Origin of the sequence: Microbacterium sp., from assembly GCF_031180975.1 — a bacterium.
Taxonomy (GTDB): Bacteria; Actinomycetota; Actinomycetes; order Actinomycetales; family Microbacteriaceae; genus Microbacterium.
Genome location: NZ_JAPSLI010000010.1, coordinates 21138 through 34485, shown reverse-complemented (window position 1 = coordinate 34485; position 13348 = coordinate 21138). Strand labels below are relative to the sequence as shown.

Here is a 13348-nt window from a genome sequence, read left to right as displayed (position 1 = left end):
GCCATGCCGCGTCCCGCCGAGCGCGCCGACTTCGCCGCGCTGCCGTTGCAGGTGGCCCCGCGGCTGCTCGGAGCGCACCTGGTCACCGTGGTCGACGGGCAGACGGTGCGGCTGCGGCTCACCGAGGTCGAGGCCTACCACGGGCGCGGCACCGGCGACGTGCCCGACCCCGGCTCCCACGCCCGGATGGGACCGACCGCGCGCAACGCCACGATGTGGGGCGAACCGGGGCACCTGTACGTCTACCTGAGCCACGGCATCCACTCCTGCGTCAACGTCGTGTGCGGACCCGATGGGGTCGCCGGGGGAGTGCTGCTGCGCGCCGCCGAGGTGGTCGAGGGGACGGATGCCGCCGAGGCGCGTTCCGGGCGGACCGGCCGCGATCTCGCCCGCGGTCCCGGCCGGCTCGGCCAGGTCAGCGGATTGCGTTACCCGCTCCACGACGGCATCGACGCGATCAGCGGAGAGGCGCTGCACGGCGCTGTCGCGCGGCTCCTGCTGCCGGAGGAGCCGGTCGCGGACGTCGCCACCGGTCCGCGCGTCGGTGTGGCCGGGTTGGCCGGCACACACGCCTACCCGTGGCGCTTCTGGATTCAGGGCGACCGCACCGTGTCTGCGTTCCGCTGGGGCAGGGGAGCCGCTGCGGCATCGCCGGACTGACCCAGGGGCCCTGCCGCGGTGGGAGCGGGGGTCAGTGCTGCGGGGTGGGACACCCGCAGGACTCGCGGATGCGCAGCTGCGCCGTGAACTCCTGGTACGACCTGTCCTCCGACCCATCGATCAGAGAGTGCACCGCGGTATCCGCCATCAGCTGCAACGGCTGCACCGCCGTGGTCAGCCGCGGCCACACGAAATCGGCGACGACGGTTCCGTCGAAGGACACCATCGCGACGTCGTCCGGCACGCGCACACCGCGCTCGCCGAAGGCGGCCAGCATGCCGATCGCGATCTGGTCGGATGCCGCCAGCACCGCCCGTGGCAGTCGATCGCCCTCCACCAGACGGACACCGGCGTCGTAACCGCCCTCGTAGCTGAACGGCGTGTGCACGAGCCGTCCGAGCGGCAGCCGAGCCGCCGACAGCGCCTCGGTCCACCCGCGCTCGCGCTCGTCGAAGCGTGCGGCGCTGCCCACGAAGGCGATGTCCTGGTACCCGTGCCCGATGAGGTGCTCGACAGCGCTGCGGGCACCGGCGCAGAAGTCCACGCCGATGCTGCGCAGCCCCTCGGTCTCGCCGAACTGGCCGATGATCACCGACGGGATGTGCAACGACTCGACCAGGGCCTGCTCGCTGGCGGTCAGCACGTCGGCGACGATCAGCCCGCTGATCTGGCGCGACACCAGATCGCGGATCTGCTCTGCGGTGGACACCTGGGAGCGGTCGGAGTTCACGATCAGCAGCGAACGGCCGCGGTCGGCGCTGGCCTGGTCGAGGGCGTGGCACAGCTCGGCGAAGAACGGGTTGCGGTTGTCGTGCACCAGCAGCCCGAACATGTCGGCCGAGCCCATCGACAGGGCGCGGGCGGCCGCGTTCGGACGGTAGCCGAGCACACGCACGGCGTCGAGCACGCGCTCTTTGGTCAGCGGCGCGACCCGCTTGGGCCCGTCGTTGAGCACGTAGCTCACCACCGCCGTGCTGACGCCCGCGTACCGGGCCACATCCGCTCGCGTCACTGAGCGGGAACGATGCTCATCCGGCATCCGGCTCCCCCATGTCGGGCACGGCGAGCCGCTCGCCGCCGCGCCGGGCCGATTCGTGGGCGATCACGCCGGGCAGCGTGAATCGAGCGGCCTGCCAGGCGTTCACCGGCGGAAGGGTGCCGTCGTTCACGGCACGGACGAAGTCGTCGACCAGGAAGTGGTGGCTTCCCTCGTGCCCGTTGTGCAGGTTCCGCAGCTCCGGCGGGATGCGGGAGCGCTCCGCCTCGTGGATCGCGGCGTACCCCGACACGAACGCGTCCCGCAGGGCCGGGGCGACGTGCGCGAGGGAAGGGTCGTCCGGGGACACCGACGCATGCGTGTCGATCAGGTGCGAGATGTCCTCGATGCCCGTCTTGTCCTGCCACACCGTCGTCCTCGCCAGTTGCTCGAACGAGCCGTCGGTGCCGAACCAGCGGAACCGCGACTCGCGCAGATGACTGGGGTAGCCGACCCGCCGGAACTCGTTGATGCGCATGGATCCGCCGGCGGCCAGCTCGAACAGCGCCGTGGCGTTCGAGAAGTCGTTGTCGAACCGGCTCACACCACGGTCGAACACGCCGTCGCCGCGCTCGTCGACCACCCCGATGGCGGACACGGCGGTGGCGTAGGTCGGCCAGGCGCCGAGCACCCCGCCGATCGAGTGCGTCGGGTACAGCAGCGGCGGGTAGCTCGCGGTGGACTTCCAGTCGGCGCCGCCGGAGTATTGGTACGCCTCGTAGAATCCGAGGTCCATGTCGTGCACGTAGTCGCCCTCGCCGTAGAACAGGCGGCCGAAGGCGCCCTCCGCGAGCTTCTGCCTGGCGAACACCGTCGAGGGGTTGTAGTAGCTGGTCTCACCCATCATGTAGGTGAGCCCGGTCTCCCGGACGGCATCGATGATCGCCGCGATCTCCTCCACGGACACCGCCATCGGCACGGCGGAGTACACGTGCTTGCCGGCGCGCAGCGCCTTCACCACCAGCGGTCCGTGCGTCCAGCGCTGGGTGAAGATCGCGACGGCGTCGATCTCCGGAGACGCCAGCATGTCGTCGAAGCTGTCGAAGCTCCCGGCGAGACCGGACGTGCGCACCAGCTCGTCGGAGCGCGACCGGATGACGTCCGTCACGTGCACTGCTGCTACGCCGGGATGGTGGTGGAAGAGCGTCGCGAACTGGCCTGAGAACTGCCCTGCTCCGACGATCCCCAGAGTGAACGCCATGCGTCGAAGTCTTCCATCGGCCGTCTACGGGTGTCAACATGGGGGGAGATCCCGGAACCCTGCCCCTCAGTGGGGTTCCGGGACCTTGTCCCCAGTGATCTACGCGGGTAACATACCACGAACGCCGCGTTTTCGCACCGGTAGGATTCCGACAGCGACGTCGGAGAACAGCGAGGTACGTATCATGAGGCACTTCAGGTTCGGCCTCGCGGCCGTCGCGGCCGCGACCATCGCCCTCACGGGCTGCTCCACGGGGGGCGGCGACGGGGACTCCGTCGAGATCGAGATGCAGACCAACTTCGGGGCCACCGACCCCAGCCTGAAGGTGCTGCAGAAGATCACCGACGCCTACCAGGACGAGAACCCGGGGGTGAAGATCGACCTGGTCCCGTCCACCGACACGTACGAGGCCGACATCAAGGTGCGGCTCTCCTCGAACGACAAGCCGGACATCTGGGCCACGCACGGCTGGTCTCTGCTGCGGTACAGCGAGTTCCTCGAGCCCCTCGACGGGCAGCCGTGGGCCGAGCACTTCAACGAGGCGCTCGCGCCGGCGATGAAGAACGACGAGGGGCAGTTCTTCGCCCTCCCGATCGAGACCGACGTCGCGGGCATCGTCTACAACCGCACCGTGCTCGAGGAGGCGGGCATCGACCCCGCCTCGCTCACCGACTGGACGGCTTTCGAGGCGGCGCTGAAGACCCTGAAGGATGCCGGGATCGTGCCGGTCTCGTCGTCCGGCAAGGACAGCTGGTTCGCGGGCAACATCACCGATTTCATCGGCTCGGGCGACTTCAGTGAGGAGTCCTACGAGGGCTTCAAGGACGGCGAGTTCGACGAGCAGGGCTACACCCGCATCCTCGAGCACATCGCCTCCTGGCAGAAGCAGGGCTGGTTCAACCCGGACTACTCGTCGGCGACCACCGACGACCTCGGCCGCGCGCTCGCCGAGGGCACGACCGCGTTCGTGTTCGTGCAGAACTACCTGGTCGCCACGGCGCTCGGGTTCAACCCCGACGCCGACCTGGGCTACATGCCGATCCCGTCCGAGAACGGCGAGCCGTTCCTGGTCGGCGGCGAGGGCCGCGCCTACGGCGTGGCCAAGGATTCGCCGGACAAGGAGCAGGCGCTGGACTACCTGGCCTACCTCGCCGAGCCGGAGAACCTGTCGGAACTTGCCGGTTCGATCGGCGGCATCCCCGGCCTGACGAACGCGGAGAGCGACCTGGGCGTCCTCACCGAGAGCTACGAGACGTTCGTCGCCCCAGGTGAACTGCCCCTGAAGCCCTACTTCGATCGGGTGTACCTGCCGAACGGCATCTGGGACACCATGGTCACCACGACGGACGGTGTGATCACCGGCCAGATGACCCCGGAGGAAGCGGTCTCGCAGATGAAGTCGGCCTACGACTCGCTGCGATGACGGTCCCCACCGCGAGAGCGGTGCGAGGCCCGGAGCGGGGGACAGGGGGGCTCGTCCCCCGCTTCGCGGGCCGCGCGCTCAACCTGCTGTACCTGCCTGCTCTCGCCGTGCTCGGCGTGTTCACCCTGTGGCCGCTGCTGAACGGCATCCTGCTGTCGGCGACCGACTGGAACGGGTACAGCGTCGAGCGCGCATTCGTCGGTCTGGAGAACTACCTGCGGCTGTTCGACGATCCGAACTTCCGCACCGCGCTGGGCAACACGTTCGTGTACGGGTTGGGGTCCACCTTCGTGCAGCAGGTGATCGGCCTCGCTCTCGCGCTCGCTCTGGACCGGGCGGTGCGGGGGCGCAATGTGGCCCGCGCCATCATCTACCTGCCAGTGCTCGTCTCACCGGTCGTGATGGGCACGATGTACTACCTGTTCTTCTCGTACAACTCCGGAGGTCTCAACGACCTCGTCATCGCGCTGGGCGGGCAGCGCACCGCGTGGCTCAGTGACGCGGGGGTGGCGGTCGCCATCATCGTGGCGGTGAACTCGCTGCAGTTCGTCGGCATCTCGATGGTCATCTACCTGGCCGGCCTGCAGTCGATCCCGACGATGTACTTCGAAGCCGCCCGGCTTGACGGCGCGACCGCCTGGCAGACGTTCCGTCACGTCACTGTGCCGATGCTGCAGCCCGCGTTCGCGACCAGCATCGTGCTGAACCTCATCGGCGGTCTGAAGCTGTTCGACGTCATCCAGGTGCTCACCGGCGGCGGGCCCGGCTACGCGACGAACTCGGTCTCGACGCTGATCGCGAAGATGTACTTCGACAGTCAGCGCGCCGGATACGCCGCGGCCATGGGCGTCGTGCTGTTCCTGTTGATCGCGGTGCTGACCCTGGTCTTGAACACGGCGCTGAACCGCCGACGGCTGGAGCAGCTGTGAGCGCGGGGCCGCCGTCGACGCGTTCGTCGTGGCCGGCGCGCGTCGCCATCGGCGCCGGCGTGCTCGCGGCCGTGCTGCTGCAGCTGCTGCCGTTCTACATCACCGTGACCTCGGCGCTGAAGGCGCGCAGCGACCTGTCGTCGCAGTGGCTGCTGCCGTTCGGGTCGTGGCACGGCGAGAACTTCGTCACCGCGGTGCAAGAGGGGCACATCCTGCGCGCGATCGGCAACAGCGCGATCGTGACCGTGTCGGCCACGCTGCTGGTGTGCCTGCTCGGGGCGCTCGCCGCGTACCCGCTGGCTCGGCGGCCCACCGTGCCGAACCGGCTGATCCTCGCCGGCGTGGTCGGGCTCATCATGATCCCACCGCTGTCGATCCTCGTGCCGCTCTACTCGATGATGAGCGCCCTCAACGCGATCAACACGTACTGGGGCACGATCCTGGTGATGGTGGCGGCCCAGCTGCCGCTGGCGATCTTCCTGTACGCGGCGTTCATGCGCGGGCTGCCGCTGTCGATCGAGGAGGCGGCCGCCGTCGACGGCGCCACCGGCATGCAGGTGCTGTCCCGCGTGGTGTTCCCGATGCTGCGGCCGGTCACTGCGACCGTGGTGATCCTGACCAGCGTAAACGTCTGGAACGAGTACGCCCTCAGCGTGTACCTGATGCGCAGCCCCGAGATGCGCACGATCGCGCCGGCGATCGGCACGTTCTTCGCGACCTCGTCCAGCGACCTGGGAGCCGCGGCGGCGGCATCCCTGCTGTCGGTGCTGCCGGTGCTGGTGGCCTACCTGGTGCTGCAGCGTTACTTCATCAAGGGCATGGTCGCGGGCGCGGAGAAGTGACACGCCCGAGACGTGCTAGGATTGTCGTTTGTCTGCGCACTCTCCTGCTGCGCAGTTCGTGTGCCGCTCACCCGAGCGGCATGCAGACAAGGGATCTTGGGTGGGGCCGTCCGGCCCCACGGTAATGAAGGAGTCACCGAAATGGCAGCAGTGTGCCAGGTGACCGGAGCTGTTCCCGGCTTCGGTCACAACATCTCGCACTCGCACCGCCGGACGAAGCGTCGCTTCGACCCGAACGTGCAGAAGAAGACTTACTACGTGCCCTCGCTGGGTCGTAAGGTCACCCTGAACGTGTCCGCCAAGGGCATCAAGGTGATCGACGTGCGCGGTATCGAGAACGTGGTCAAGGACCTCCTTGCGAAGGGTGTGAAGCTCTGATGGCGAAGAAGGCTCAGGACGTTCGTCCGATCATCAAGCTGCGTTCGACGGCGGGCACCGGTTACACCTACGTGACCAAGAAGAACCGCCGCAACACCCCGGACCGCCTCGTGCTGAAGAAGTACGACCCGGTCGTTCGCAAGCACGTCGAATTCCGCGAGGAGCGTTAATCATGGCGAAGAAGAGCAAGATCGCTCGCAACGAGCAGCGCAAGGCGGTCGTCGACCGCTACGCCGAGCGTCGTGCCGAGCTGAAGAAGGCCCTGGTCGACCCCAACTCGACCGACGAGCAGCGCGAGGCCGCGCGTGTCGGCCTGCAGAAGCTGCCGCGCAACGCGTCGCCCGTGCGTCTGCGTTCGCGTGACGTCATCGACGGCCGCCCCCGCGGTGTCCTCACGAAGTTCGGCATCTCGCGTGTCCGCTTCCGTGACATGGCGCACCGGGGCGAGCTGCCCGGCGTGACCAAGTCGAGCTGGTGATCAGTTCCTGAAAGGGCGGGGATCCTCGGATCCCCGCCCTTTCTGTGTTCGGGGTGGCCTGCGGCTCGCCGGAACGAAGGAGATCACCGGAAATGAAGGGCCGGTTTCCGGCATCCGCTCCTTCGTTTCGTGCGATCTCCTTCCGCCACTCGTCCTGCACAATCGGCGGCGGCCGGAACCTCTGCATATTTCCCGGGTTCCGACCCCGACGAGCGGATGCCGTCGACGCAGGGTGTACGGATGGATCCCGTTGCAGAGTTGCGGCGTCGGGGCGGCATCGCCCGCACCCGGACGCTCACCCAGGCCGGTGTCAGCTCCTACGCGCTGCGGCAGGCGAAGGCGGCGGCGCGGATCATCGGGGTGCGCAACGGCTGGGTGGTGCTACCGGATGCCGACCCCGAGCTCGTCGGGGCAGTGAAACGCGGTGTGGTGCTCAGCTGCGTGACGGTCGCGGAGCGCACCGGGCTGTGGGTGCCGGAGCGGGGCCTTCGCCACGTGGCCGCGCGGCCGAACGTGGCACGCATCTCGGTGCCGCCGCACGTCGTGGTGCACTGGTCGTCGCCGGTTCTTCCGCGGCGGCCGGATGCCGCGGAGGATGACCTGGTGAACGCGCTGGCGCTCGTCGCGCAGTGCCAGCCGTTCGAGACCGCCCTGGTCGTCTGGGAATCCGCGCTGAACAAGAGGCTCGTGGACGCTCAGGCACTCCGGCGGTTGCCGCTGCCCGCCGCGGCGGTCGCGGTGCTGGAGCAGGCGCGTCCGTTCGCGGACTCCGGCCTCGAGACGATCATCGTCTTCCGCCTGGGCTGGCTGCGCGTGCCGATGCTGCCGCAGGCGTGGGTGCACGGACACCGCGTGGATCTGCTGATCGGCGAGCGGCTCGTCATCCAGATCGACGGCGCGACGCACACCGGCCTCCAGCGGACGATGGACATCGCACACGACGCCGAACTGAAATTGCGCGGCTACCACGTCCTGAGGTTCAGCTACGAGCAGATCATGGAGCACTGGGAAGACGTGCAGGCGATCATCATGGCGGCCATCGCGCAAGGGCTGCACCGCGCGAGCCGGTGACGCCGACGCGGGTGGCACCGACCTGCAGGAGATCGACCGGAATGAAGGCCCGAGTCCCGGCATCCGGTCCTTCGAATCGGGTGATCTCCTCCTCAACGCGCGACAGCCGCCGGCCCGGTCCAGCCCCGCTTCTGGGGCAGATGTGACGAAAGTGGCGCGACACGCCACGAAATTGACCGGAAACCCGCGAAATGACGCGGAAACACATGTGCGTGTTGATACATTCGTCCCGGTCGATCGACCAACGGGAGCACTCCCGAACCCAACATGATGCGACGGACCCTTCGTCGCTGGAGGATGACATGGCTGACAAGTCCATCACCAAGACCGAGCTCGTCGCGAGCATCGCTTCCGCCACCGGCGAGAGCCAGGCCACCGTCTCGCGCGTTCTCGACTCGCTCTTCGGCACCGTCTCCGACGCCGTCGCCAAGGGCAGCAAGGTCTCGATCCCCGGCTGGATCTCGTTCGAGCAGGTCGAGACCGCCGCTCGCACCGGCCGCAACCCGCAGACCGGCGCCGAGATCAAGATCCCGGCCGGCAAGCGCGTCAAGGTGACCGCCGGCTCCAAGCTCAAGGCCGCCGTCAAGTAAGACAGCGTTCGAAGGCCGTCCCCGCGCAGGGGGCGGCCTTCGTGCAACCCGGGCCAGCGCGACAGTCCACCGCGGACGCCTAGGCTGGAACGGTGACCTCCTACCGCCTCGCCGGGCTCGGCGTGCTCGTCGCCGCCGCCGTGGCGGCGGTCGTCGTCGCGCTCGCGTTCGGCGGCGGCGCGGAGCCGCCCAAGCTCCTCGATCCCGGCCCGCTGGTGATGTGGGGTCTGCCGATCGCGAAGCTGCTCGCGAACCTGGGTGCCGCCGCCATGCTCGGCTCGCTCGTGCTCGCCCTGTTCGGACTGCGCAGCGGCACGCGCCCCTTCGACCTCGCGGTCGACACCGCCTCGGTCGGAGCGGCGGTGTTCACCGTCGGCTCCGGGCTCACGGCGTTCCTCAGCTTCATGGCGGCCTTCAACCCGAAGCTCACCGCCGACCGGGACTTCGGTGAGCAGTTCGGCCGCTTCCTGCTGGAGTTGCCGCTCGGCCAGGCTTGGCTGATCACCACGCTGATGGGGGCCGCGATCACCGTCCTCGCGTTCGGCTGGCGTAGCTGGACCGGCACGCTGCTCACCGCACTGCTGGCCGCTGCATCCTTCATCCCCATGGCCACCCAGGGCCACTCCGGCGATCTCGCCGGCCACACCGTCGCGGTGAATGCCATCCTGCTGCACACCATCGGCGCCGCCGTCTGGGTCGGCGGCGTCCTGCTGCTGGTTCTGCTGCGCGGGCCCGCGTCGCGCAGCACGGATGCCGACGGCGTCGACCTGCCACGGCTCGTCGCCCGGTACTCCTCGCTCGCCCTGGCCGCCTTCGTCGTCGTCGCCGTCTCCGGCGTCGCCCGCACCGTGGTCGCACTGGGCAGCTGGAGCGAGCTGTTCGGGCCGTACGGCCTCATCGTCCTCGCGAAGGCGGTCGCCCTCGTCGGCCTCGGCCTGTTCGGCGCCTGGTACCGCCGCCGCCTGATCCCGCATCTCGGCGGGGACCGTGCCGCCCGGTCATTCTGGACGCTGATCCTCGGCGAGCTGGTGCTCATGGGCGTGGCGTCGGGCGCGGCTGCCGCCCTCGCCAGGACGCCCCCGCCCGTGGGCGAGGAGGCGCCGGCGGTGCAGACCCCCGCGGAGCGGCTGACCCGGTCGCCCGTGCCGCCCGAGATGACCCTGGACCGGTGGTTCACCGCTTTCGACATCGACGTGCTCTGGCTGGTCGCCGTAGGGTTCGGTCTGTTCCTGTACCTCGCCGGCGTGCAGCGGTTGCGCCGCCGCGGCGACGGCTGGCCCGTGCAGCGCACGATCTTCTGGGTGCTCGGCATGCTGATGCTGCTGTGGGTCACCTGCGGGCCGATCAACGCGTACCAGGAGTACCTGTTCAGCATCCACATGCTCGGCCACATGATGCTGAGCATGGCGATCCCCCTGCTGCTCGTCAGCGCGGCGCCCATCACCCTCGCCCTGCGGGCGGTGGACAAGCGCGACGACGGCACGCGCGGCGGACGGGAGTGGATCATGTGGGCGGTGCACTCGCCGTTCGCACGGGTCGTCACGCATCCGTTTGTCGCCGCGGCGGTGTTCATCGGGTCGCTGTGGGCGTTCTACTTCACCGACCTGGTGCGGTGGGCGATGTACGACCACCTCGGCCACGAGTGGATGGTGATCCACTTCCTGCTCTCCGGCTACCTGTTCGTGATGAGCCTCATCGGCGCGGACCCGGTGCCCTACCGCCTGCCGCACGCCGGGCGCCTGATCACGCTCATCGCGGTGATGGCCATGCACGCCTTCTTCGGCATCGCGATGATGATGCAGGAAGGGCTGATCGTCGCGGAGTGGTTCGGCTCGATGGGCCGCACCTGGGGCCCGACCCCGATGGAGGACCAGTACATCGGCGGCGGCATCGCCTGGTCGATCGGCGAGATCCCGACCCTGATCCTCGCGATCACCGTCGCCATCCAGTGGTCGCGATCGGATGCCAGGCTGCAGCGCCGCCGTGACCGGCACGCCGACCGCACCGGCGACGCCGAGCTGGACGAGTACAACGCCCGCCTCGCCGACCTCGCCGACCGCGACCGACGCCGGGCCGAGCGTGAGGCGCGCACCGGGCGCTGAACCCCGACTCAGCGGGTGCCTGGGCTCAGCGCGTGTCGATGTCGGGTGAGCCGACCCTGATCGATGCCGAGCCGTCGGGCAGGATCGTGATCGTGCCGTCCACCTGGAACGGCACGTCCTCGGAGACCTTCTCGATCGACCCGTCGAACAGCGACTGGATCTCGACCTCGATGTGCGCGACCGCCTCGGTCGGCGGGATCGCCCAGTGCGCGCCGTCGGGGACGACGGTCACGACCGGATGCTTCGCGATCGACCAATGCGGCACGGACGCGATCCGGTTGCGCACCTCCAGCCCGAACGGGCACGCGGTCGGCTGCAGCACCTCCTGCGTGGCGCACGCCTCGAGGAACTCCTCCACGCGCTGCTGCACCACCTCGGTGAACCGGTCGGTCGCGGTCGCCTGCACGTTCACCGGGGTACGGGCCAAAGGCGTGTCCGCGAGGACCCGGACTCCGCTGCTGGTGGCGATGGGGGTGTCCACCGCGATCGAGTAGACGCCCGGGGTGAAGACGAGCAGGTGCAGCGGGTCGAGCGGATCGGCGTCGACGCCGTCGGCCGACACCTGGCGGCGGTCGATCTCGAACCCGTTCACCGAGAACTGGTCGGCGCCGAGCACGGTCAACTCCACCTCGGCGAGCGGGCTGCGCTGGAAGCGCCAGTTGGGGGTGACCCCGACCCACCCGTCCTGCACCACCGTGAAGCGGCTCCGGCCGTGGACCGATCCGGCGTCGTACTCGACGGACACCATGAAGGTGCCGTCGTGGTCGGTCTCGTCGATCACCCGCACGTTCGAGAGCGGCGCGAGCGCCGCCGACCGCAGCAGCGCCTCGGATGCCGTCGGGTGGATCCCCGCATCGTCGAGCAGGGAGCGATCGACCGAGACGCCGGGCACGCGCAGTGCGTCCGCGGCGCGTCCGGTGGAGAGCATCTCCAGGTAGCGCTCCACGAACGCGGACGGCCCGTAGAACTCGCGGTACAGCGACAGCCCGCCGGCGACGATGGCGGCCACGAGCAGCACGCCGACGATGCCGAGGAGGGTGAGGTCGGTGCTGAGGCGCGCGCGCCGGCGCTGCCTCGTCCGCCCCTGAGTCATGGCGCCAGTCTAGGGATGCCGGGCTGGGACGTCGCCGTGCGGCGACCTCGTTCCCGGCGCGGAGAATTAGCATGGTTGCGTGTCCGCCCCTCCTCTCTCCGCCGAGCAGCTCGAGCTGTTCCGCCTCATCGAGGAGACCGACGAACACGTCTTCATCACCGGTCGTGCGGGCACGGGCAAGTCCACGCTGCTGCAGCACTTCGCGTGGAACACAAAGAAGCAGATCGCGATCTGCGCACCGACCGGTGTCGCGGCGCTGAACGTCGAGGGGCAGACGATCCACTCGCTGTTCCGGCTGCCGATCGGGCTCATCGCCGAGGGCGAGATCGAGCAGTCGGATGCCACCCGGCGCATCCTCAACGCGATCGAGACGCTCGTCATCGACGAGATCTCGATGGTCAACGCGGATCTCATGGACGCCATCGACCGCTCACTGCGACAGGCGCGCGGGCGTCGTGGCGAGCCGTTCGGCGGCGTGCAGATCGTGATGTTCGGCGACCCCTACCAACTCGCACCTGTTCCTCCCCGCGGCGAGGAGCTGCGCTACGTCCAGGACCACTACCGGTCGTTCTGGTTCTTCGACGCCAAGGTGTGGGCGGGCCCTTCGACAGGCTCAGGGCCCCAGACAGGCTCAGGGACGCAGGACGGGCTGTTCGAGGTCGACACGCGCGCCAGGCTGCACGTGCGCGAGCTGGTGAACATCCACCGGCAGTCCGACGACGGCTTCAAGGCCATGCTGAACGCGGTGCGCTACGGTCGCGTGACCGCCGAGATCGCCGGCATCCTCAATGCGCAGGGCGCCCGCACGCCGCCCGAGCCGGAGCCGGGCGAGACGCCGATCATCACGCTCGCGACCCGCAACGACATCGTCACCGCGATCAACCGGCGCCACCTCGCTGCGCTGCCAGGACGTGAGCAGACCGCGCACGCGGAGGTGTCGGGCGACTTCGGCCGCGGCGAGGCGAACCACCCCGCCGACCTGGAGCTGAAGCTCAAGGTGGGAGCCCAGGTGATGTTCCTGCGCAACGACACCTCCATGTCGGGTGAGCCGCCGCGCTGGGTCAACGGGTCCATCGGCACCGTGACCCGCATCCTGGGCGGCACCGTCCGGGTCGAAGTCGACGGCGACGAGTTCGACGTCGAACCCGCCGTCTGGGAGCGGTTCCGCTACGCCTACAATCCCGGCACCAAGACGCTCTCCCGCGAGGTGGTCGCCGAGTTCACGCAGTTCCCGCTGCGCCTGGCCTGGGCGGTCACCATCCACAAGTCGCAGGGGAAGACGTACGACCGGGCGGTCATCGATCTGGGGTCCGGCGCGTTCGCACCGGGGCAGACCTACGTGGCACTGTCACGCCTGACCTCGCTGGACGGGCTGTACCTCACCCGTCCGCTGCGGCCGAGCGACATCCGTGTGGACGAGGACGTGCGGCGGTTCATGCGCGAGGCGTGGGAGGCCAGGCAGGCGCAGGCGGTCGAACGCTGAGTGCGGCGGGCGGCCTCCCAGCATCCGCGTTCTAGACTCGGAGAGTCCATCTCCCGGGGGAG

At 69.1% G+C, this 13348-nt stretch carries 14 protein-coding genes; 11 read left to right on the top strand and 3 right to left on the bottom strand.

Annotation, left to right across the window (positions count from 1 at the left end):
* Window positions 1–3 precede the first annotated feature (3 nt).
* The gene (locus tag RIF65_RS13020) at window positions 4–660 is read left to right on the top strand and encodes a DNA-3-methyladenine glycosylase (RefSeq protein WP_309066105.1); all 657 of its coding nucleotides are present in this window, start codon (window positions 4–6) and stop codon (window positions 658–660) included.
* Window positions 661–691: 31 nt separating this feature from the next.
* On the opposite strand, the gene RIF65_RS13015 is transcribed toward RIF65_RS13020, so the two are convergent.
* Window positions 692–1699 carry a LacI family DNA-binding transcriptional regulator gene (locus RIF65_RS13015; protein WP_309082704.1) on the bottom strand — a complete coding sequence of 336 codons (1008 nt, stop codon included), beginning with the start codon at window positions 1697–1699 and terminating at the stop codon, window positions 692–694.
* The gene (locus RIF65_RS13010) at window positions 1689–2897 is read right to left on the bottom strand and encodes a Gfo/Idh/MocA family protein (RefSeq protein WP_309066077.1); all 1209 of its coding nucleotides are present in this window, start codon (window positions 2895–2897) and stop codon (window positions 1689–1691) included. The genes RIF65_RS13015 and RIF65_RS13010 overlap by 11 nt, the downstream gene beginning before the upstream one ends.
* A gap of 184 nt (window positions 2898–3081) precedes the next feature.
* On the opposite strand from RIF65_RS13010, the gene RIF65_RS13005 reads away from it, so the two are divergent.
* From RIF65_RS13005 to RIF65_RS12965, 9 genes are all read left to right on the top strand, one after another.
* Complete coding sequence (locus RIF65_RS13005) at window positions 3082–4320, top strand: ABC transporter substrate-binding protein (protein WP_309066078.1); 1239 nt, start codon at window positions 3082–3084, stop codon at window positions 4318–4320.
* Window positions 4317–5249 carry a carbohydrate ABC transporter permease gene (locus tag RIF65_RS13000; RefSeq protein WP_309066079.1) on the top strand — a complete coding sequence of 311 codons (933 nt, stop codon included), beginning with the start codon at window positions 4317–4319 and terminating at the stop codon, window positions 5247–5249. The genes RIF65_RS13005 and RIF65_RS13000 overlap by 4 nt, the downstream gene beginning before the upstream one ends.
* Window positions 5246–6091 carry a carbohydrate ABC transporter permease gene (locus tag RIF65_RS12995; protein ID WP_309066080.1) on the top strand — a complete coding sequence of 282 codons (846 nt, stop codon included), beginning with the start codon at window positions 5246–5248 and terminating at the stop codon, window positions 6089–6091. Before RIF65_RS13000 ends, RIF65_RS12995 begins: the two co-directional genes overlap by 4 nt.
* A gap of 141 nt (window positions 6092–6232) precedes the next feature.
* Window positions 6233–6469 (top strand): 50S ribosomal protein L28, encoded by a 237-nt coding sequence (gene rpmB, locus RIF65_RS12990; RefSeq protein WP_309066081.1) that lies wholly within the window; start codon window positions 6233–6235, stop codon window positions 6467–6469.
* Window positions 6469–6639: a 50S ribosomal protein L33 gene (rpmG, locus tag RIF65_RS12985; RefSeq protein ID WP_046014935.1), complete on the top strand. Its 171-nt coding sequence runs from the start codon at window positions 6469–6471 to the stop codon at window positions 6637–6639. Before rpmB ends, rpmG begins: the two co-directional genes overlap by 1 nt.
* A 2-nt stretch (window positions 6640–6641) precedes the next feature.
* Window positions 6642–6947, top strand: a complete 306-nt coding sequence (gene rpsN, locus RIF65_RS12980) for a 30S ribosomal protein S14 (RefSeq protein WP_309066082.1) — start codon at window positions 6642–6644, stop codon at window positions 6945–6947.
* A gap of 240 nt (window positions 6948–7187) precedes the next feature.
* Window positions 7188–8018 carry an endonuclease domain-containing protein gene (locus RIF65_RS12975; RefSeq protein WP_309066083.1) on the top strand — a complete coding sequence of 277 codons (831 nt, stop codon included), beginning with the start codon at window positions 7188–7190 and terminating at the stop codon, window positions 8016–8018.
* A gap of 302 nt (window positions 8019–8320) precedes the next feature.
* Entirely contained in the window at window positions 8321–8608 is a 288-nt protein-coding gene (locus tag RIF65_RS12970; protein ID WP_259606900.1) for an HU family DNA-binding protein, read from the top strand.
* A gap of 92 nt (window positions 8609–8700) precedes the next feature.
* Window positions 8701–10710, top strand: coding sequence for a cytochrome c oxidase assembly protein (locus tag RIF65_RS12965; protein ID WP_309066084.1), 2010 nt, complete (start codon window positions 8701–8703; stop codon window positions 10708–10710).
* 25 nt (window positions 10711–10735) lie between these two features.
* Here RIF65_RS12965 and RIF65_RS12960 read toward each other — a convergent pair whose 3' ends face one another.
* Complete coding sequence (locus tag RIF65_RS12960) at window positions 10736–11803, bottom strand: hypothetical protein (protein WP_309066085.1); 1068 nt, start codon at window positions 11801–11803, stop codon at window positions 10736–10738.
* Window positions 11804–11882: 79 nt separating this feature from the next.
* Here RIF65_RS12960 and RIF65_RS12955 point away from each other — a divergent pair, with 79 nt between their 5' ends.
* Window positions 11883–13286, top strand: coding sequence for an ATP-dependent DNA helicase (locus RIF65_RS12955; protein ID WP_309066086.1), 1404 nt, complete (start codon window positions 11883–11885; stop codon window positions 13284–13286).
* Window positions 13287–13348: the final 62 nt, after the last annotated feature.

What these genes read in the sequence shown, in the direction of transcription:
- RIF65_RS13020 (WP_309066105.1), top strand. Translation starts at nt 4, where the DNA reads ATGCCGCGTCCCGCCGAGCGCGCCGACTTCGCCGCGCTGCCGTTGCAG.
- RIF65_RS13015 (WP_309082704.1), bottom strand. Translation starts at nt 1,699, where the DNA reads ATGCCGGATGAGCATCGTTCCCGCTCAGTGACGCGAGCGGATGTGGCC.
- RIF65_RS13010 (WP_309066077.1), bottom strand. Translation starts at nt 2,897, where the DNA reads ATGGCGTTCACTCTGGGGATCGTCGGAGCAGGGCAGTTCTCAGGCCAG.
- RIF65_RS13005 (WP_309066078.1), top strand. Translation starts at nt 3,082, where the DNA reads ATGAGGCACTTCAGGTTCGGCCTCGCGGCCGTCGCGGCCGCGACCATC.
- RIF65_RS13000 (WP_309066079.1), top strand. Translation starts at nt 4,317, where the DNA reads ATGACGGTCCCCACCGCGAGAGCGGTGCGAGGCCCGGAGCGGGGGACA.
- rpmB (WP_309066081.1), top strand. Translation starts at nt 6,233, where the DNA reads ATGGCAGCAGTGTGCCAGGTGACCGGAGCTGTTCCCGGCTTCGGTCAC.
- rpmG (WP_046014935.1), top strand. Translation starts at nt 6,469, where the DNA reads ATGGCGAAGAAGGCTCAGGACGTTCGTCCGATCATCAAGCTGCGTTCG.
- rpsN (WP_309066082.1), top strand. Translation starts at nt 6,642, where the DNA reads ATGGCGAAGAAGAGCAAGATCGCTCGCAACGAGCAGCGCAAGGCGGTC.
- RIF65_RS12975 (WP_309066083.1), top strand. Translation starts at nt 7,188, where the DNA reads ATGGATCCCGTTGCAGAGTTGCGGCGTCGGGGCGGCATCGCCCGCACC.
- RIF65_RS12970 (WP_259606900.1), top strand. Translation starts at nt 8,321, where the DNA reads ATGGCTGACAAGTCCATCACCAAGACCGAGCTCGTCGCGAGCATCGCT.
- RIF65_RS12960 (WP_309066085.1), bottom strand. Translation starts at nt 11,803, where the DNA reads ATGACTCAGGGGCGGACGAGGCAGCGCCGGCGCGCGCGCCTCAGCACC.